Origin of the sequence: Micromonospora orduensis, assembly GCF_006228125.1 — a bacterium.
GTDB lineage: Bacteria > Actinomycetota > Actinomycetes > Mycobacteriales > Micromonosporaceae > Micromonospora > Micromonospora orduensis.
The window spans coordinates 48,923-68,391 of the sequence record NZ_VDFY01000188.1 but is presented as its reverse complement, the minus strand read 5'-3'; the positions used below and the strand labels follow the sequence as shown (position 1 = coordinate 68,391).

Annotated in this window: 14 protein-coding genes; 3 read left to right on the top strand and 11 right to left on the bottom strand. The window is 74.2% G+C overall.

Features of this window, described 5'->3' with window-relative positions; genetic code table 11:
• Positions 1-53 precede the first annotated feature (53 nt).
• Together FHG89_RS21515 and FHG89_RS21510 are read right to left on the bottom strand one after the other, a co-directional pair.
• Positions 54-1,217 (bottom strand): sensor histidine kinase, encoded by a 1,164-nt coding sequence (locus FHG89_RS21515; RefSeq protein WP_139586210.1) that lies wholly within the window; start codon positions 1,215-1,217, stop codon positions 54-56.
• Positions 1,214-1,882, bottom strand: a complete 669-nt coding sequence (locus tag FHG89_RS21510) for a response regulator transcription factor (protein WP_139586209.1) — start codon at positions 1,880-1,882, stop codon at positions 1,214-1,216. The genes FHG89_RS21515 and FHG89_RS21510 overlap by 4 nt, the downstream gene beginning before the upstream one ends.
• Positions 1,883-2,022: 140 nt before the next feature.
• Here FHG89_RS21510 and FHG89_RS21505 point away from each other — a divergent pair, with 140 nt between their 5' ends.
• Positions 2,023-3,129 (top strand): peptidase C39 family protein, encoded by a 1,107-nt coding sequence (locus FHG89_RS21505; RefSeq protein WP_139586208.1) that lies wholly within the window; start codon positions 2,023-2,025, stop codon positions 3,127-3,129.
• Here FHG89_RS21505 and FHG89_RS21500 read toward each other — a convergent pair whose 3' ends face one another.
• Genes FHG89_RS21500 through FHG89_RS21490 form a run of 3 tightly spaced genes read right to left on the bottom strand, consistent with a single transcriptional unit; the run spans position 3,130 to position 5,685 of the window.
• A complete protein-coding gene (locus FHG89_RS21500) occupies positions 3,130-4,413 on the bottom strand; it encodes an outer membrane protein assembly factor BamB family protein (protein WP_167517483.1) in 1,284 nt (427 codons plus the stop codon).
• Positions 4,410-5,060, bottom strand: coding sequence for a PQQ-binding-like beta-propeller repeat protein (locus FHG89_RS21495; protein ID WP_139586206.1), 651 nt, complete (start codon positions 5,058-5,060; stop codon positions 4,410-4,412). The genes FHG89_RS21500 and FHG89_RS21495 overlap by 4 nt, the downstream gene beginning before the upstream one ends.
• Positions 5,008-5,685, bottom strand: a complete 678-nt coding sequence (locus FHG89_RS21490) for an outer membrane protein assembly factor BamB family protein (RefSeq protein ID WP_139586205.1) — start codon at positions 5,683-5,685, stop codon at positions 5,008-5,010. Before FHG89_RS21490 ends, FHG89_RS21495 begins: the two co-directional genes overlap by 53 nt.
• Positions 5,686-5,811: 126 nt before the next feature.
• Here FHG89_RS21490 and FHG89_RS21485 point away from each other — a divergent pair, with 126 nt between their 5' ends.
• The gene (locus tag FHG89_RS21485) at positions 5,812-7,662 is read left to right on the top strand and encodes a DUF6311 domain-containing protein (protein ID WP_208761045.1); all 1,851 of its coding nucleotides are present in this window, start codon (positions 5,812-5,814) and stop codon (positions 7,660-7,662) included.
• Here FHG89_RS21485 and FHG89_RS21480 read toward each other — a convergent pair.
• Positions 7,659-9,440: a DUF6311 domain-containing protein gene (locus FHG89_RS21480; protein ID WP_244295683.1), complete on the bottom strand. Its 1,782-nt coding sequence runs from the start codon at positions 9,438-9,440 to the stop codon at positions 7,659-7,661. The genes FHG89_RS21485 and FHG89_RS21480 overlap by 4 nt on opposite strands.
• Positions 9,440-11,227, bottom strand: coding sequence for a DUF6311 domain-containing protein (locus FHG89_RS21475; protein ID WP_244295694.1), 1,788 nt, complete (start codon positions 11,225-11,227; stop codon positions 9,440-9,442). The genes FHG89_RS21480 and FHG89_RS21475 overlap by 1 nt, the downstream gene beginning before the upstream one ends.
• Positions 11,228-11,604: 377 nt before the next feature.
• Between FHG89_RS21475 and FHG89_RS21470 the strand changes: the two genes are divergently transcribed.
• Complete coding sequence (locus FHG89_RS21470; protein ID WP_139586201.1) at positions 11,605-12,798, top strand: hypothetical protein; 1,194 nt, start codon at positions 11,605-11,607, stop codon at positions 12,796-12,798.
• 88 nt (positions 12,799-12,886) lie between these two features.
• Here the strand turns inward: FHG89_RS21470 and dxs are convergent, their stop codons facing one another.
• The 4 genes from dxs to FHG89_RS21450 all read right to left on the bottom strand — a co-directional run bounded on the left by dxs (position 12,887) and on the right by FHG89_RS21450 (position 19,447).
• Positions 12,887-14,833 carry a 1-deoxy-D-xylulose-5-phosphate synthase gene (gene dxs, locus FHG89_RS21465; protein ID WP_139586200.1) on the bottom strand — a complete coding sequence of 649 codons (1,947 nt, stop codon included), beginning with the start codon at positions 14,831-14,833 and terminating at the stop codon, positions 12,887-12,889.
• An 81-nt stretch (positions 14,834-14,914) separates the two neighbouring features.
• A complete protein-coding gene (locus FHG89_RS21460) occupies positions 14,915-16,075 on the bottom strand; it encodes an anhydro-N-acetylmuramic acid kinase (protein ID WP_139586199.1) in 1,161 nt (386 codons plus the stop codon).
• Positions 16,075-17,313: a class I SAM-dependent RNA methyltransferase gene (locus tag FHG89_RS21455; protein WP_139586227.1), complete on the bottom strand. Its 1,239-nt coding sequence runs from the start codon at positions 17,311-17,313 to the stop codon at positions 16,075-16,077. The genes FHG89_RS21460 and FHG89_RS21455 overlap by 1 nt, the downstream gene beginning before the upstream one ends.
• 28 nt (positions 17,314-17,341) lie before the next feature.
• Positions 17,342-19,447, bottom strand: a complete 2,106-nt coding sequence (locus tag FHG89_RS21450; RefSeq protein ID WP_244295681.1) for an APC family permease — start codon at positions 19,445-19,447, stop codon at positions 17,342-17,344.
• Between the last annotated feature and the right edge of the window lie 22 nt (positions 19,448-19,469).

The window sequence follows — 19,469 nt, the reverse complement described above, 5'->3', positions numbered from 1 at the left end:
TCGTGAGCTGACGGCGTGATCTTGCCATCGGCCCAGCGTCCCGTGCAACCCCCTCAGCCGGCGGCGGTCACCGCCGGGGCGTCCGCCGACGGCAGGGTCACGGTCACCTCCAGGCCGCCGCCGGGCTGCGCGATCACCCGTACCGTGCCGCCGTGCGCCGTGCAGACCGCCCGGACGATGGAGAGCCCCAGGCCGGAGCCGCGGGCGCCGGTGCGTTCCCGGCCGCCGCGTCGGAACGGCTCGAACAGCCCCGGCACGTCGGCCTGGTCCACCTCGAAGCCGGTGTTGCCGACCACCAGCCAGGAGCGCTCGCCGTCGGTGCCGGTCCGCACCCAGAGCCGGCCGTGCAGGTGGTTGTAGCGGACCGCGTTCTCGATGAGGTTCCCGGCCAGCCGGTCGAGCAGCCCCGGGTCGCCGACCACCGGCGCGGACTCCAGCGACGTCTGCACCCGCAGGCCGATCCGCTCCACCTCGCGGCGCATCGCCGACAACGCGTTGGCGGTGCCGGCGGCCAGGTCGCACTCGGTACGCCTGCCCAACTGCCGCCCGGCCTGCGCCTCGCTGCGCGCCAGCACCAGCAGGGCGTCCACCAGGCCGTTGGCCCGCTCGGACGCGTCGCGGACCACGGTGGCCATCCGGCGGTACTCGGCGGCGTCCGCGTCGTCGTCGCTGAGCGTCACGTCGATCTCGGTCCGCATGACGGCGAGCGGAGTCCGTAGCTCGTGCGAGGCGTTCGCCACGAACCGTTTCTGCGCCTCGAACGCGGACGCGATCCGGTCCAGCATGGCGTCGAACGTCTTGGCCAGCTCGGCCACCTCGTCGTCGGCGCCCGAGTAGCCGATCCGCTGGTCCAGCGTCGCCTCGCCGAGCCGTTGCGCGGTGGCGGTGACCTGGTGCAGCGGGCGCAGCGCCCGACCGGCCACCGCGTACGCCCCGGCCACCCCGACCACGCTGATCGCCAGGAGCGCGACGAGGCCCTTGGCCAGCAGCTCCCCGGAGGCGGAGTCGACCAGTTGCCGCTGCCACTGGGCCGCGTCCAGCGACCGGCCGTCGGAGAGCACCACGGTCGTGCCGGGAAGCAGCTCGTCGGTGGGTCGCAGCGCGTCGCGGACCAGCAGCCAGGCCAGCAGTACGAGGATCGCCCCCGCGCCGATCAGCAGCACCCCGTTGAGCAGGGTCAGCCGCAGCCGCAGGGTGGGCCGCAGCCGGCGGCTCACGCGCTCACCTCGGCCGTGCGGTAGCCCGCGCCGACCACCGTCTCGATCAGCGGCGGGTCGCCGAGCTTCTTGCGCAGTGTCATCACGGTGACCCGGACGATTGTGGTGAACGGGTCGGTGTTGGCGTCCCACACGCGTTCCAACAGCTCCTCGCTGGAGACCACCGCCCCGCGCGCCTTGAGCAGTTCGCTGAGCACCCCGAACTCCTTGTTGGTGAGGTCGACGGGCACACCGGCGCGGGTGGCCACCCGGCGGGCCGGGTCGAGCACCAGGTCGGCCAGTTCGAGCACCGGCGGCGCCGCCGGGGTGGCCCGCCGGCCCAGCGCCTGGACCCGGGCGACCAGCTCGTCGAACGCGAACGGCTTGGGCAGGTAGTCGTCCGCGCCGAGCTGCAACCCCTCCACCCGGTCGGCGACCGTGCCGCTCGCGGTGAGCATCAGCACCCGGGTCAGCGCGCCGGAGGCGGCCAGGTCGGCACAGATCTGGTCGCCGTGCACACCCGGCAGGTCGCGGTCCAGCACCACCACGTCGTACCGGGTGACGAACGCCGCCTCGTGGCCGGCGTCGCCGTCGTACGCCACGTCGACGGCCATCCCCCGCTTGCGCAACCCGCGCGCGATCGCGTCGGCGAGGTTGCGCTCGTCCTCCACCACCAGTACCCGCATCCCCGGCCTCCTCGCTGCTGACCACCGACAACCTAGTGCCGGGCAGCAACCATCGTCCCTCGCCGTCCGCGCCGGTCGGGCGTTGCGGACCAGCGCGGCGTACGCGATGCTGCCCGCACCGAACGACGGACGGACCTGGCATGAGCAGCACGGCACCACCCACCCGGCGGGACATCGCCTACCGGGGCTTCCACCTTCCGGCGGACTCCGGGGCCGGCGCCGTGGACGAGCGGGGCAGGTGGACGTCCCCGCCGGTGCCTGTCGGCTTCGCCGTCGCCGAGGTGGTGCCGTCGTGGACCGCCGAGACACCGGACGGCTGCTGGATCGAGGTCGAGCTGCGCGGCTGGCACGGCGACGCGCCGAGCACCGACTGGTACCGGCTGGCCCGCTGGGCGGCAGACGACCGGGCGGTACGGCGCACCTCGCTGCCCGACCAGCGCGACGGCGACGCCCGGGTGGACACCGACACGCTTGTCGTGACCGGCGCGACGGTCACCGGCTGGCAGGCGCGCGTGACCCTGTGCCGGCCGGCCGGCAGCCCGACCGGCCCGGTGCTGCGCAGCATCGGCGCGGTCGCCACCGGACCCACACCCACCGACCGGGGGTACGACCAGGAGTCCGCCCCGGCGGCCGCCCGAGGGATGGTGCTGGACGTGCCCCGCTACTCGCAGCGGCTGTACGCGGACCAGCACCGGCGGTGGGGTGGCGGCGGCGACTCGTGGTGCAGCCCCACCTGCGTCTCGATGGTGCTCGCCTACTGGGGCGCCGAGCCGCCGCCCGAGCGGTACGCCTGGGTGCGGCCGCCCGGCCCACGGCCGGTGGTGGTGCACGCCGCCCGGCACTGCTACGACCACGCCTACGCCGGTGCCGGCAACTGGCCGTTCAACACCGCGTACGCCGGGCTGCACGGGGTGGACGCGTTCGTCACCCGGCTGCGGTCGCTGGCCGAGGCGGAGGCGTTCGTCGCCGCCGGCATCCCGCTGATCGTCTCCGCGGCCTTCCGGGCCGACGAGGTGCCGGGGCTGGCCTACGACACCAGGGGGCACCTCATGGTGCTCGTCGGATTCACCGCCGACGGCGACCCGGTGCTCAACGACCCGTACGCCCTCGACGACGACGCGGTACGCCGGACCGTGCCCCGGCGGGGGTTCGAGGCGGTCTGGCAGCGCGGCAGCGGCGGCGTGGCGTACGTGCTGCGGCCCGCGTCGGTACCGCTGCCCCCGCCTCCCGCCCAGGCCAACTGGTGATCAGTCGGACCACCGGAACAGCTGGTAGGAGCCGTTCACCCGCTGGCAGAGCAGCCAACTGACGCTCGACTGGCAGTTGCCGGCGGCCTCGGGCAGCACGTCCAGCGGGCGGGCCTCCCCGGCGCGGGCATCCAACCGCGTGACGTAGAGCCCACCGGCCGGGTGCCGGCGCACGCCGATCAGGGGGTCACCGAAGCCGGACTGGGCCAGCTCCCACCGGCCCAGCCCGGCCACCTCCCGGCCGGTCATCGGGTCGAGCACGACGAGCTGCTCCAGTCGGGTGCCGGAGCTGTTCGCCGTGCTGGCCATCAACCGGCCGTCGTACGGGAAGACCCACGTCCAGCGGTCGCTGTGCCAGCGCGGTTGGCCGGTGGTGGGGTCGACCGCCCGCAGACCGACGCCACCGACGTGCAGACACAGGACCGGACCGCAGCCCAGGGCGAACTCCGCCCGCTCGGCCGGGACGCTCCACCGCCGGTCCAGCCGGTCGAGCCCGTACGCGGTGATGGTGGCCGGAGTCCCTCCGATGGTCAGCAGCAGGTCGTCCACCACCTGCGTGACCCCGGGCCAGCCGCTGCCGGGTGGGCGGACGTCGGCGCGGGCCAGCACCGCGCCGGTGCCGGCGTCGCGTACCTCGACCGGACCGTCCACCTGGTTGAGCACCACCCGGTCCGCCCCGCGTCCGCCGTACCGGAAGCTGACGTGCGCGTCAGCGGTCAGCTGCCAGCGCACGGTGCCGCAGCAGGGATCGAGCGCGCGCAGACCGAACGGCTCGTCCCCGCCGCCGGACTGCATCAGCACGTTGCCGTCGGCCAGCTCGACCGGGCTGCCCGGCTGCTGCCACCGGTACGCCCCGGTCTCCCGGTCGAACGCCACGGACAGGGTGCCCTGCCCGGGCATGTTGCTCTCGTGGACGGTGGCCAGCAGCATCCCGCCCACCGACGAGACGCCCCAGGCCCGCCCCTGCACCGGTACCCGGGTCTGCCAGAGCAGCCCGCCGCCGGGCAGCCGGAAGGCGCGCAGCGTCCGCTGGCTGGGCTGGGCGGGGCTCGGGTCGAGGACGACGAACAGGTCACCGGCGAGCAACGTCTCGGCCGCCAGCCCGGCCGGGATGCTCACCACGTCCCGCCGGGGCGGCACCCCGGCGGAGGCGAGGGTGGCCAGCAGGAGCAGCAGCACCAGTACGCACCGCAGCGGCCGGCCGACGGCCCGGGGTGGGCGGGGCAGCGGGTCGGGATCCGAGCTGTGCCGCAGCTCGCCGAGGTCGATGAGCGGGCCGGTCACGACCGCAGCCGCCACAGCGCGGTCGAGCCGTCGAGGCGCTGACACAGCAGGGTCGGCAGGGACGCCTGGCAGTTGCCGACGACGTCCGGGAGCACGTCGACGATCCGGGACCGGCCGGCCGCCAGGTCCAGTTCGGCGACGACCAGCCGCCCGTCGTCCAGCGGACGCACCCCCAGCAACGGGTCGTCACGTCGGAGCGACGGCACCAGGTTCCACCGGCCCAGCTCGGCCCGCGCCCCTCCGGTCGTCGCGTCGCGTGCCGCGTACCGCTGATCCGGCCCCGCCACCAGGAGCCGGCCGTCCCGGACGTCGGCCAGGGTGTCCCGGCCCGGGTCCGACCAGCGCACCGCGCCGGTGGCCGGATCGAGGACCTGGAGGCCGCCGGTCTGCTGCAACGCGCAGAGCAGGCCCGCGCAACCCACCACGTACGACACCAGCGGCACATCGGCCGTCCACAGCGGATCGAGCCCGGGCAGACGGTGGCCGACCAGCCGGGTCCCGCCGGGCGGTACGAGCAGCAGCAGATCGTCCACGACCTGCACACGCTGGTACGCCGACCGGTCACCGGGCAGCGTGTCGATGCTGCGCAGCAGGTCACCGGTGCCGGCGTCGTGCACCTGCACCTCGCCGGTCGGCTGCACGAGCACGAACCGGTCGACCCGGTCGCCGCTGAGGTGGTAGGTGGGGTTGCCGGGCGGCCGGAATGGGCACCGACCAGAGCAGCCGGCCGCTGTCCGGGTCGACCCGGCTCATCGCGCCGTCCCGGTCCGCCATGTCGTCCACCAGCAGCAGACCGCCGTCGGCCGTCGCCTGGGGCATCCCCGCGAGCCGCCAGCGCTGCCGCCCCGTCTCCGGGTCGAAGGCGGTGGTCTCGAACACACCGTTACCGGCGCTGACCCCCATGGACAGCACCAGCCCCTGCTCGACCCGCACGCCGAGGTAGTCGCCGGCGCGGGGCAGGGGCGCCCGCCACCGCCGCGGTACGCCACCACCTGGTGTCGGCTGGGCGTACGCGGTCAGGTACCGGTCCCCGGTGGGTGTCGGCGGGTCGACGACGAAGACACCGTCCCCGGTGAGGTACGCCGCCGCGGCCCGCGCGGCCGGCACCGGGCTCACCGTCCGCCCCGTCGCCGGCGCCGCGGAGGCCAGCACGACAAGTGCCAGCAGCAGCACCGCCGCGCAGCGCAGCGGACGACCGGCCGCGCGTGGTCGGCGGGCCGGCCGCGGCGGGACGTCCCCGTCCCGGACCTCGCCCAGTTCGATGATCGACACCGACCGTCCCCCCGTCACCCGTCGTGGCTGGCCGGCGGCGCTTCCCGGCAAACCCGACCGTGGGCACACCGGCCCGGCAAATCCGACGCATCCTCGCCTGTACGATGGCGCGTCGTGGCTGTGCCGGTGGTAGACCCCTCGCTGAATCCCGTAACCGACGCCGACCCGGTCGACGTCGAGACGACACGGCGGCCTCGACGCCGACCCGCCCGCGCCGATCTCGTGGCTCTCGGAGCCTATGTGGTGCTGGGCGTGTTCGTCTGCCTCAACTACTGGGGTGACGTGACAGGTCGGGTGTCCTCGCACCTGCCCACCGACCACAGCTGGTTCGAGTGGCTGTTCGCGCACGGCGCGTACTCCGTGCGGCACCTGGAGAACCCGCTGTTCACGGCCCGGCAGAACGCCCCGGACGGGGTGAACATGATGGCCAACACCTCGCTGCTCGGGGTGACCCTGCCGCTGGCGCCGCTGACCATGCTGCTCGGCCCCCAGGTGATGTACGCGCTCTACCTGGGCGGGGCCCTCGCCGCCACCGCTGGCACCGCGTACTGGATGCTCTCCCGCCACCTGGTGCGCTCCCGGGCGGCGGCGTTCGTCGGCGGCGCGTTCCTCGGCTTCGCGCCGGGCATCATCCACCACGCCAACGGCCAGCCCAACTTCGTGTCCAACTTCCTGCTGCCCCTGATCGTGGTGCGGGTGCTGCGCCTCGGCGAGCCGGGCCGATGGCGGCGCAACGGGCTGGTCCTCGGGGCGCTTGTCGCGTACCAGATCTTCATCAACGAGGAGATGCTGCTGCTCACGGCGCTGGCCTGCCTGGTCGTCGTGCTGGCGTACGCCGTGCAGCGGCCCGCCGCCACGCGGGCCGTCGCCGGCACGTTCGTGGCCGGGCTGGGTGTGGCCGGCGGGCTGGCGCTGCTGCTCGCCGCGTACCCGATCTGGTTCCAGTTCAACGGCCCGCAGTCCTACCGGGGCCTGCAGGGCGGCGTCTTCCACAACTGGGGCGAGGACCTGGTCGCGTTCGTCACCTTCGCCCGGGACACCTGGGCCGGTGACCCGGCCGTGGAGAAGACGATCGGGGTGACCGAGCAGAACACCTGGTTCGGTTGGCCGCTGGTGCTCCTGTCGGTGGTGGCCCTGGTGCTGCTGGTCCGCCGGTCGCTGGCGGCCCGGATCGTCGCGGTCCTGATGGTGGTCTTCACCGTGGCCGCGATCGGGCCGGTGGTGCGCTTCAACGGCGTCGAGACCGAGGTGCGCGGCCCGTGGTCGTACGTGCCGGACGACCTGCCTCTGGTCGAGATGATGATGCCGACCCGGTTGACGTTGGTCGTCGCCGCCGCGGTGGGCGTACTGCTCGCGCTGACCTGGGACGCCGCGTCCCGGCAGGGGCGTCCGGCCGAGGCGCCGCGGGTGCCGGCCCAGCGCACGGGCGAACCGGCTGTCGCGTCGCGTCGGCGGTGGCTCCGCCCGGTGGGGTACACGGCGGTCGCCCTCGCCGTGCTGCCGCTCTTCCCCCGGCCGCTGCCCGCCCAGCAGGTGGAGCCGCCGCCGCACTTCATCACCGCCGGCGGCTGGCGGCCGTACGTGCCGGCGGGCCGGACCCTGGTGCCGGTGCCGATCCCGAGCAACGTCCACGGCCTGCCCACGCTGCGCTGGAGCGCCCTGACCGGGCAGGAGTTCCCCGTCCCGGGCGGATACTTCATCGGCCCCAACGAGCTGGGCGAGGGCGTCTTCGGGGCGCCGAACCGGCCCACCAGCAGCCTGATCTACTCCACCATGGACACGGACAAGGTCCCGGCGCTCACCGACGAGAACCGTCGCCAGGCCGTGCAGGACCTGCGCTTCTGGCGGGCGTCGGTAGTGGTGCTCGGTGCACACCCGCGCGAGGCGGTGCTGCGTGAGCTGGTCACCGCCCTGATCGGGCCGCCGCAGCGGGTCGACGACGTCTGGGTCTGGGACGTCCGCGCGCTTGTGGGTTAGACGCTGCCCCGCACGTCCCACACCCATCCGCCGTCGACCGGGCGGCCCGGGCCGAGCAGGTAGTCGACGGTGCGGCGCAGCGGGTCGCCGTGCGTCGACGGGCCGAGCACCACAAGCGCGGCCCGCCAGTGCCGCAGATCCTCGACGGCCCGCCGGCGGTCGGCGTCGGTGAGCACCGGCACCACTCCGGTCTCGGCCACCGCGCGCAGCAGCACCGAGGTGGGCCGGTCCGGCGCGCCCCAGCGGGCCGTCGGGTCGTCGGGGCCGGCCGGCCCGATGAAGTAGCCGCCCGGCGCTGGGAAGGCGAGCCCGGTGCGGGCGGACCAGAGCATCACCGGGCTCCGCGCCGCGCCGGTGACCGGGGGTACGGCGACCACCGTCCGGCCGGGCGGGACCAGCGGACGCCACCCGCCGTCGGCGACGAACCCCGGCACCGGCGGGACCGGCACCACCCGGATCGGTGTCGGGACCAGGGGCAGCAGCGCGGCGGCCACCGCCCCGGCCCAGAGCAGCCGCACCGGCAGTCCCGGCGCGGCCGACAGCCGGCGTGCCGCCCGGACCCGGTCCACCGAGAGCGCCACCAGCACTCCCAGCACCGGTACGCAGACCAGCGCGAACCGGGCCGGCACCGCGAGGTCGAGCAGCGGCAGCCCGGCGACCAGCCGGTACGGCGCGGGAATGCCGGTGGCGGCGCCGTCCACCCGCAGCTCGGTGCCGAGCGAGAGCAGGGCGAACACCAGGCCACAGGCGGCCAGCGCGCGGACCAGCGGCCGTCGCCACAGCCAGATCACGATCACCACGGCGAGCACGAGCAGTCCCGGGCCGAAGAACGAGTTCTCCTCGGTCGGGTTCGGCGAGAGCAGGCCCGGCAGCCAGTCGTCGCCGAGCACGGTCTGCCGGGCCGACGCGGTGAACGACGCCGCGTCCAGTTGGAAGGCGTGCGCGGCGAAGGCCATCCCCGCGTAGTGCTGCGGGCCGCGGAACTGGAACCACAGCGGGTACGCCAGCAGCGCCGTCGCCACCACGGCCGCCACCGCGAGCCGCCCGAACAGGGCCGGCGCGTGCCGGCGGGCGGCCGAGCGGTCGGCGAGCGCCCACCCCAGCGCGAGCACCCCGGCGGCGAGCGCCAGGAAGACCAGCACCTCCTCGCCGATGAAGGCCTGCCAGACGACCAGCAGCCCGAGGCCGACGCCGGACCGCCACGTGGAGCGGTCGGCGGGCCGGAACATCAGGGCGAGGATCGGGGGCACCAGGAACTGCGCGGCGATGTGCAGGTGCGCGCCCGCCTGGGCGATCATGCCGGGGGCGAACCCACAGATCAGCCCACCGACCGCCGCCGCCGACCGGGCGCTGACCAGCCTGCGGCGCAGCAGCGCGTACCAGGCCGTCGCGGTGCCGGCGAGGCAGCAGACGACCGCCACGCAGAACGCCACCTGCGACCCGAACAGCAGCGTGACCGGGGTCAGTGGCACACCCAGGCCGAGCACCGACGTGTTCGCCATCAGGTTGACCCCGTCCGGCGCGTTCAACGCCGTGCTGTAGAGCGGGTTCTCCCCCTCGACGACGGCGTGCGCCGCGTGGGCCAGCATCCACTCGAAGAGGACCTGGTCGCCGGCCTGGTGGAACAGCCGCCACGGGTGCCCCCACTGCCCGCTGGTCAGCAGGAGGGCCAGGCCCAGATAGCCGGTCACCACCACCGCGTCCGGGAGCCAGCTCGGCCGGGACCACCGCGTCGGCGCCGGGGCAACCGTCGCGGCGGACGCCGTCCCGGTGGCCATCAGACCGAGCGGTCGGTAAGCGTCCGGACGTCCCACACCCAGACGTCCAGCTCCTGGCGGCCGGGGCCGACCAGGTCCTCGACGGCGCGGCGCAGCGGCTCGGCGTTCTGCTGGCGGACCGGCAGCACCAGGATGGCGGCCCGCCAGTGGCGCAGCTCGTCGGTGAAACGGCGGCGCTGCCGGTCGTCGAGCTTCGGGGTGCGGCCGGTGGTGGCCACCTCCTCCAGCAGTTGGCCCACGCCGCTGGGCCGGCCGCCGAACCGCCCCGGGTCACCGGTGTTGCCGTTGCGCGGGGCGAGGAAGTAGCCGCCCGGGATCTTGAAGTCGAGGTTGGTGGCCGCCGCCCAGCGCATGCCGTGCGTGTTGCCCATGCTCGGCACCGGAATGGGCACCAGCGTCTGGTCCGGGCCCACGTACTCCCGCCACCGGTCGGCGGTGATGAAGTCCGGCACCGGCGGTCGGGACACCATCCGCAGCGGCATCGGCGCGATCGGCAGCAGCGCGAACGCCAGGCCGGCGGCGGTGAGCGTGCGTACGGTGCGTCGGTCGGCCGGACGCAGCGCCCACGCCCGCTCGACGGCGAGCGCGAGCAGCAGGCCGATCACCACGCTGGTGATCAGGCCGAACCGGGTCGGCACGACCGCGTCCAGCAGCGGCAGGTGGACCAGCAACTGCCACGGGCCGGTGATCAGCTCCCGGTCCCACCAGGAGATCCGCTCGCCGAGGGAGAGCACGGCGAAGAACACGCCGGTGGCCGCGAGCGCCCGGACGACCAGTTCCCGGCGCAGCCAGACGACGATGCCGATGGCGAGCAGGGACAGGCTCCAGCCGAAGAAGGCGTTCTCCTCGGAGTAGTTCGGCGCCAGGTTGATGTTGGCCCGCTGGTTGCCGCCGAAGGTGGGCGAACCGGGCGCGAAGAAGGCGGCGATGTCGTTGCCGTAGTCCTGCACCGCGTCGCTGAGCCCGTGGTACGCCATCGGTCCGGCGAACTGCACGTACAGCGGGTACGCCAGCAGCGCCCCGGCCAGCAGCGCGCACACGGCCAGGCCGGCGCCCAACGGCCGCCACGCCGCCGACCAGCGGGCCGGTTCCTGGACGAGCACGGCGATCAGGAACACGCCGCAGGCCAGGGCCGTGAAGAGCAGGATCTCCTCGTTGATGAACGCCTGGGCGGTGACCAGCAGGGCGAGCAGCGCGCCGTCGCGCACCGGCCGGGCCGACCGGGTCAGCACCAGCACCCGCCAGACGATGAACGGCAGCAGGAACTGGCTGATGATGTTCGGGTGCCAGCTGGCGTGCGACAGCATCGCCGGGGAGAACCCGCAGAACCAGCCGCCGACCGCCGCCGCGAGCGGGTTGCGGACCAGGTGGCGGGAGAGCATGAGGTACCACGCCAGGGCGGTGCCGGCCAGACCGAGCGTCACCAGCACCACGAAGGACACCGCCGGCCCGAAGAGCAGCGTCACCGGCACCATCGGGATGCCCAGCGCCAGCACCGCCGTGTTGGCCATCAGGTTGACACCGTCGGGGTAGTTGAACTGTTCGGTGTAGAACGGGTACTCGCCGTGCAGCACCACACGGACCGAGTGGGCCAGGAAGAACTGCACCTGGGCCGGGTCGCCGGTGTAGAGCGAGGCCACCCGGCCGGCCGGGTCCAGCCAGATCCGGCTGGTCACCCAGAGCGCGGCGAGCAGGAACAGGCCGCCCACGGCGAGGTGCTGCCGTCGCCGCGTCCACCCACGCCACCTGCTTCCACCCGGCACCTCGGCGTCGGCGTCGGCCGGCAGGTCGGGTTCGGCCTCCGGTGGGGTGTCGACAGGCGTTGTCGTCGGTGCGGCCGGGGCGTCGACGACGCCTACTGAGGCCTCGGCCGGCGCGGCGGACGTGGCGACGCGGCCGGCCGTTCTGGTGGTCGGAGTGCGGTAGCTCACTGTCTCGTCGAGGTCGTCGAGGCCGGCAGCCGCCTCCGGGTGCGGCGCGGACAGGGCGCGGGACTCGGCAGGCGTCACAGTCGGCGGAGTCTACCGGAGCGACGAAACGGCACGAAAACGCCTGTGGGGTCCACTGTGGTGGGAGCAGCGGCCACCACCTGAGGCCCCGCGCCGGACATCTCGTACTATGGCGCTTTCCGACAGCGACGGCGAGGCGATCGGGGGCGGACCAGGTGACTCCAGGCCGTCGGCACGGCAGGGCCCTCACCGTCCTGCTGGGCGTGGTGCTGGCCGCGACGGCGTGCGGTCCGGTCGCCGACCGTCAACCGAAGGACCTGCGGGTCGGGTACGACAGCCTGGACGGCTCGCTTGCGGTGTGGCCGCCCCGGGGCGACCTGGCCGGCGACGCGGCGGCGACGGCGGCGGTCACCGACGCGGTGCGGGACTGGCGGTCACCTGCCGACGACCGGGCGCACCTGCCCTCGTCCGGCATCCTCTTCTCCGGCCGTGTCGACGGCGCCCCGGTGGCCCTGGTCGCCGCCGACGTACCCGGCGAAAGCGCCTCCTGGCTGCTGCAACTCACCCGTGACGGCGACCGGTACGCCATCACCCGCGCCTCCGAGTACACCGATCCCGGCTACCTGGTCTACTCCGACGTGCTGCCGGTGCAGACCGCCGGCGGCCGGCGCTACCTGGTGTCGGCCCGGGTGCAGACGCTGCTCGGGCCACAGGGCCGGGCGCTGGCCGTGGCCGACGGGCTCAGCGCGCCGGTCGACGTTCCGGCCTGCGCGGCGGTACCGGTGACCGCGACCCTGCGGGCCACCGAGTCGCTGCCCCGGGGACGGGCCGCCGACCGACTGCTCGACCTGGGCACCGGCACCGTCGACCCGCGCTATCCGCTGGTCCGCGACGAGTCCGGTGCCGGTCGACGTGCGCTCACCGGCCTGGACACCTGCGTGCTGGCCGGTGACCGCGGCCCGTTCGGGAGCATCCCCCGCCGCGTCGGCGACCGGGACGCGCCGCGCTCGGTGCCGACGTCCTGGCCGATGGCGAAGCTGACCGTCCGCTCGCTCGGCGAGGTCGCCCTCGGCGGCGGCGAGGCGGCCGAGTTGCAGCAGTTGAGCTGGGACACCGACGCCGGCACGATGACCGCCGTGATCTACCGGCCGGCGGACGGGAGCGCTCCGGTGGTCTCGCCGGCCGACCGGGCCACCCCGTTGCAGACGTACCAGCTGCCGGTGCCGGGGCAGCCCCTGGTGGTGCTCAGTTGGCGGGCCACCCGGGACAGCTCCCTCTCCGTGCCGCCGGGAACGCCGTTGCTCGTCGAACGTCCCGGCCTGGTGGTCGTCCCCGAGCCCACCCGGACGCAGACCTACAGCCTCGCCAACACCGACAAGACCCACTACCGCTCGGTGAGCCCCCGCTGATCCCCCGCCGCCGCGCCGGGGCGGGATATCGGCGCGGCACGGCGACGGCGGGCACCCCCGAGGGGATGCCCGCCGTCGTGTGCGCCTGCTAGTTCTGCGCGGCCGCGTCGCTGGGGGTGAGGCGGTCCGGGGTGGCGTCCAGGCCGGAGATCCAGCCGGTGACGTCGCGGGCCACGTCCTGCGCCGTGAGGCCCAGGTCGGCGAGGATCTGCGCGCGGGTGCCGTGCGGGTGCCAGTCGGCCGGTACGCCCAGGTCCTTGAGCGGCACCCGGACGTCGGCGTCCCGCATCGCCTGGGCGAGCGCGTCGCCCACCCCGCCGACGCGGACGCCGTCCTCGACGCTCACCACGAGCCGGTGACGGGCGGCCAGGTCGACCAGCTCCGCCGGGACCGGACGCACCCAGCGCGGGTCGACGACTGTGACGCCGTAGCCGTGCTCGGCGACCCGGGCGGCCACCTCCATGCCGAGTTGGCCGAAGGAGCCGACGGCGACCAGCAGCACGTCGGTACGCGCCGATTCGGCCAGCACGTCGACCGGGCCGACCCGGCGCAGCGCCGGCAGGTCCGCGGCGACGGTGCCGGTCGGGAAGCGCACCACGGTGGGGCCGTCGTCGACGGCCAGCGCCTCGCGCAGCTCCTCGCGCAGCGTGGCGGCGTCCCGGGGCGCGGCGATCCGCAGCCCGGGCACCACACCGAACACCGACATGTCCCAGATGCCGTAGTGGCTGGGGCCGTCCGGGCCGGTGATGCCCGCCCGGTCCAGCACGAAGGTCACCGGCAGCTTGTGCATCGCCACGTCCAGCAGGACCTGGTCGAAGGCGCGGTTGAGGAAGGTGGCGTAGACCGCGACCACCGGGTGCAGGCCACCCAGGGCCAGCCCGGCCGCCGAGGTGGCGGCGTGCTGCTCGGCGATGCCCACGTCGTACACCCGCTCGGGGTACTTGCGGGCCAGCTTCGCGATGCCTGTCGGCTCGGCCATGGCGGCGGTGATCCCCACCACGTCCGGCCGCTCGTCGGCGACGGCCAGCAGCTCGTCGGCGAAGACGTGCGTCCACTTCACCGCCGGGGCGGCCAGCAGCGCGCCGGTCTCCACGTCGAAGGCGCCGCCGGGGCCGTGCAGGCAGTCCGCCTCGTCCTCCTCGGCCGGGCGGTAGCCGTAGCCCTTGCGGGTGACCGCGTGCACGATCACCGGGCCGCCGAAGTTCTTCGCCGCGCGCAGCGCCGCCTCGACCGCCGCCACGTCGTGCCCGTCGACCGGGCCGACGTACTTGATGCCGAGGTCCTCGAACATGGCCTGCGGGGCGACCGCGTCCTTGATGCCCTTCTTGACGGCGTGCAGCACCTCGTACATGGGCTTGCCGACCAGCGGGGTGGAGCCGAGGGCGTCCTTGACCGTGTCGAGGACCTTCTCGTAGCCCGGGTTGAGGCGCAGCGAGGAGAGGTGGTCGGCCAGGCCGCCGATTGTCGGCGAGTACGACCGGCCGTTGTCGTTGACCACGATGACGAGCGAGTTGCCGGCGGTGGCGATGTTGTTGAGCGCCTCCCAGCACATGCCGCCGGTGAGCGCGCCGTCGCCGACCACCGCCACGACGCTGCGCGCCTCGCCCCGCAGGGCGTACGCCTTGGCCAGGCCGTCGGCATAGGAGAGCGCGGTGGAGGCGTGCGAGTTCTCGATCAGGTCGTGCTCGCTCTCGGCCTGGCTGGGGTAGCCGGAGAGGCCACCGCGCTGGCGGAGCTTGTCGAAGCCGGCCTGACGCCCGGTGAGGATCTTGTGCACGTACGCCTGGTGGCCGGTGTCGAACAGGAGCCGGTCGCGGGGGGAGTCGAAGACGCGGTGCATGGCGAGCGTCAGCTCGACCACACCGAGGTTGGGCCCGACGTGCCCGCCGGTGCGGGAGACCTTCGCGATCAGGAAGTCCCGGATCTCCGCGGCGAGAACGTCCAATTCCTCGCCCGACATCCGCTTGACGTCCTGCGGACCGCGGACCGTCCCCAGCAACCGGCCGTGGTTGACCGTGTCCTCTTCAACGCTCATGACCGGAGAGTCTATCGGCCGCCCGGTACTCCGCAGCCCGACCCGAGCCGCCCGGGCCACGTCCGACGGCTGAGCGCCTGCTCAGGGACGGATCCGCAGCCGACGCGGCGGGCTGGCCGGGGTGCCCGGGTACGCCGGACCGGCCGGAGTCCACGAGCCGAGCACCGCCCCACGGGAGGCGCCGGTCACCGACGGGATCGATCCGGGCAGGCCGTGCCAGGACAGCCAGCCGAGCAGCGCGAACGCGTACGCCTCCTTGGCCTGCGCGGGCACGCCCAGCTCGTCGGTGCGGCGCAGTCGCCACCTGTCGGCGCCCAGCGCGGCGAGCCGCCCCAGCAGGGTGGGATTGCGCACACCGCCGCCGGCCGCGATGACCTCGACCACACCGTGCCTGTCGCACTCGGCGACGACCACCCGCGCGGTCAGCTCGGTGAGGGTGGCGAGCAGGTCGTCCACCGGCACCGGCTCGCCGAGCGCGGCGAGGTGCCGGTCCAGGTAGCCGGCGTGGAACAGCTCCTTGCCTGTGGACTTGGGCGGCGGCGCCGCATAGTACGGCTCGGCCAGCAACGCGGCGAGCAGCCCCTGGTGCACCCGGCCGGCCGCCGCCCGCGCGCCGTCGAGGTCACACGGCTGGTCGAGGAAGCGACGGGCCGCCGCGTCCAGCAGGGCGTTGGCCGGACCCACGTCGTACCCGAGGACCGGCGCCCCCGGCGCGACCACTGTGAGGTTCGCGATGCCGCCGAGGTTCAGCGCCGCGCGCGGCCCGGCGGCGACGTCGAGCAGCAGCGCGTCGAAGGCCGGCACCAGCGGCGCGCCCTGCCCGCCGACGGCGATGTCCGCCGAGCGCAGGTCACTGAGCACCGGTACGCCGACCCGGGCGGCCACCCGGGCCACCGCGCCCAGTTGCAGGGTGCCCCGGGCCGTGCCGTCGGCGACCCAGTGGAAGACCGTCTGGCCGGGCGAGACCACCGCGTCGACAGTCCCACCGGCCAGTTCCAGGCCGATGGCCGCCGCGTCGGCGAAGACCTCGCCGAGGCGGTTGTCGAGCCGGCAGACCGCCTCGATGGTGGTGGCCGCCGGCGGCAGCAGCGCGGCGATCTCGGCGCGCAGCCCCTCGTCGTAGTCCAGGCCGCGGTGTCCCAGCGGCCGCAGCCACAGGGTGTCCCCCTCGACGTCGAACTCCGCCGCGACGACGTCCACCCCGTCGTACGACGTGCCCGACATCAGGCCGACGACGCGCATCAGCGCCCGTCCGCCGGGAGCAGCAGCCCGACACACTCGACGTGCTGCGTCATCGGGAACAGGTCGAACCCGCGCAGCGCGGCCAGTCGCCAGCCCAGGCCGGCGAACGTGCGCACGTCCCGGGCGAAGGCGGCCGGGTCGCACGCCACGTACGCGACAGCCCGCGGGCCGGCGTCGACGAGCGCGCGCACGACCGGGGCACCGGCGCCGGAGCGGGGTGGGTCGAGCACCACCACGTCGACCGGGCCGGTGATCCGTCGGCGGGCCAGCGCGGTCTCCACCCGGGCCGACACCACCTCGACGTGGGGCAGGTCGGCCAGGTTCCGCCGGGCGGCGGCGACGCCCAGCGGCGCGGCCTCCACGAGGGTCACCCGGCCGGTCGCGCCGACCCGGGTGGCCAGCCCGGCGGCGAACAGCCCGGCCCCGCCGTACAGGTCCCAGGCCCGCTCGCCCGGCCGCGGGTCCAGCAGCTCCAGCACGGCCGTGGACAGCGTGTCGGCCGCCGCCGGGTGCACCTGCCAGAACGCGGACGCGGGCAGCGTCCAGTCCCGTCCGGCGGCCACCTCGCGGACCTCGGCCGGCCCGCGCACCGGGGCGGACACCCCGTCGTGGACCTGGGCGACTGTCACGTCCCCGCCGGTGCTGGCGACGGTCTCCACCGCGTCGGCGGCCGGCCAGCTCGCCCCGCTCGGGGTGAGCACCGGGAGCTGCTGGATGGCCGGGTGGGCGATCCGGCAGCGGTCGATCGGCACCACCTCGTGCGAGCGGTGCTTGAGCAGGCCGGCGCGGTCCGCGGCGTCCACCGCGTAGCGGACCCGCGAGCGCCAGCCCAGCAGCCCGCCGGGCAGCGCCTCGACCCGGACGCCGAGCCCGTCCAGCTCGTCGTCGCTCAACCCGCCGAGGCGGGTCAACTGCTCGCGCAGCACGGCGGCCTTCCACGCCAGCTGGGCGTCCGGGGCGACGTGCTGCAGGTCGCAGCCACCGCAGGCGCCCGGCTTCGCGTACGGGCAGGGCGGCTCCACCCGGTCCGGCGAGGCGTCCAGCACGGTCACCGCGTCGGCCCGGACGAACCCCTTGTGCACCTCGGTGACCTCGGCGATCACCCGCTCGCCGGGCAGCGCGTGCCGGACGAAGACGACCTGGCCGTCCACCCGGGCCACGCAGTGCCCGCCGGGCGCGACGGCGTCCACTGTCAGTTCGACGCGTTCGGCCTCGGCCAGCCCGCGCTCCGGCGACAGCGGTGTCGCGGCGCCGCCCACGTCCGGCTCAGTCACGGCCGGCACCGCCCTGACCCTGGTCGACAGGGTCACCGGCACCCGGGACGCCGTCGCCGGTCGGCGTGGAGACCACCGGCGGCACGTCCGGGGACGGCGCGCCGCGCAGACCCATCCGGGGGCCCCGCGCCGGGGTCCGGGACAGCGTGGCGTCCAACCGGTCCAGGTTCTTGCTCGCCGTCGAGGCGAGCTGCCACGGCACGCTTACCACCATCACCCCCGGTTCGAAGAGCAGGCGGCCCTTGAGACGCAGCGCGCTCTGGTTGTGCAGCAGGTTCTCCCACCAGCGGCCGACCACGTACTCAGGGATGAAGACCGTCACCACGTCGCGGGGCGACTTGCGGCGGGTGGAGGCGACGAAGTCCAGGATCGGCCGGGTGATCTCCCGGTACGGCGAGTCGATCACGGTGAGCGGGATGGCCATCTCCCGCCGCTCCCACTCGGCCTGCAGAGCCCGGGTGTCCTCCTCGTCCACGTTGACCGTCACGGCGGTCAACGTGTCCGGCCGGGTGGCCCGGGCGTACGCGATGGCCCGCAGGGTCGGCTGGTGCAGCTTGCTGACCAGCACGATCGCGTGGTTGCGGGCGGGCAGCACGGCCCGGCCCTCGTCTGGTGGGGTCAGTTCGACGGCGATCCGGTCGTAGTGCCGGCGGATGGCCAGCATCAACAGGTAGATCACCGCCATCGCGGCGATCGCGATCCAGGCGCCGAGCAGGAACTTGGTGACCAGGACGATCACCAGCACCGTTCCGGTCAGACCCGTCCCGAAGGTGTTGATGGCCCGGGAGCGGTGCATCCGCTGCCGCGCCTCGGGATCCCGCTCGGTACGCAGCCGCCGGTTCCAGTGCCGGATCATGCCAGCCTGGGAGACGGTGAACGAGACGAAGACCCCGACGATGTAGAGCTGGATGAGTCGGGTCACCTCGGCCTGGAAGCCGACGATCAGCACGATCGCGAAGAGGGCGAGGAAGGTGATGCCGTTGGAGAAGGCCAGCCGGTCGCCACGGGTGTGGAACTGGCGGGGGAGATAGCGGTCCTGGGCGAGGATCGAGCCGAGCACCGGGAAGCCGTTGAACGCGGTGTTCGCGGCCAGGAAGAGGATCAACGCGGTCATCCCGGCCACCACGTAGAGCAGGATCGAGCCGGAGCCGAAGACCGTCTCGCCGAGCTGGGTGGTGACCGTCTTCTGCACGTACCCGTCGGGGCCGGAGACGATCTGCAGGGCCGGGTCCTCGACGAACTGCAGGCGGGTCAGCCGGGCCAGCCAGATGATCCCGACGAGCAGGCTCACGGCGATCGCGCCCAGGAGCAGCAGCGTGGTGGCGGCGTTGCGGCTCTTCGGCGCCTTGAAGGCCGGCACCCCGTTGGAGATCGCCTCGACACCGGTGAGCGCGGCGGCGCCCGAGCTGAACGTCCGCAGCAGCAGGAAGACCAGCGCGAAGCCGGTCACGCTGTGCTCGGCCTGGATCACCAGGTCGGCACTGGGCGCGCGGAGGTCGTCACCGAGCACGAAGACCCGGAACAGCCCGGTGAACAGCATCCCGCCCATCACGATGACGAAGCCGTAGGTGGGGATGGCGAACGCGGTGCCCGACTCGCGGAGCCCGCGCAGGTTGACGGCGGTCAGCAGGACCACCGCGATCACCGCGATGAGGACCTTGTGGGTGGCCACGAACGGCACCACGGAGCCCAGGTTGGCCACCCCGGAGGAGACCGACACCGCCACCGTGAGCACGTAGTCGACGAGCAGCGCGCTTGCCACGCCGACCCCGAACTTCGGCCCCAGGTTGACCGTGGCCACCTCGTAGTCACCCCCACCGGAGGGGTAGGCGTGCACGTTCTGCCGGTAGCTGGCCACCACCGTGAGCATCACCACGACCACCGCGAGGGCGATCCACGGCGAGAAGACGTACGCGGAGGCGCCGGCGATGGAGAGGGTCAGGAGGATCTCGTCGGGCGCGTACGCGACGCTGGACAGCGCGTCGGAGGCGAACACGGGTAGCGCGATGCGCTTCGGCAGGAGGGTGTGCTGCAGCCGGTCGGACCGGAACGGTCGACCGAGGAGCAGCCGCTTCAGCAGCGAGGTGGGACTGGCCACGAACGCCAAGGGTACGACCACG

Excerpts from the sequence above, each read along its gene's own strand:
- FHG89_RS21510 (WP_139586209.1), bottom strand. The coding sequence starts at position 1,882 with ATGCGGGTACTGGTGGTGGAGGACGAGCGCAACCTCGCCGACGCGATC.
- FHG89_RS21505 (WP_139586208.1), top strand. The coding sequence starts at position 2,023 with ATGAGCAGCACGGCACCACCCACCCGGCGGGACATCGCCTACCGGGGC.
- FHG89_RS21480 (WP_244295683.1), bottom strand. The coding sequence starts at position 9,440 with ATGGCCACCGGGACGGCGTCCGCCGCGACGGTTGCCCCGGCGCCGACG.
- dxs (WP_139586200.1), bottom strand. The coding sequence starts at position 14,833 with ATGAGCGTTGAAGAGGACACGGTCAACCACGGCCGGTTGCTGGGGACG.
- FHG89_RS21460 (WP_139586199.1), bottom strand. The coding sequence starts at position 16,075 with ATGCGCGTCGTCGGCCTGATGTCGGGCACGTCGTACGACGGGGTGGAC.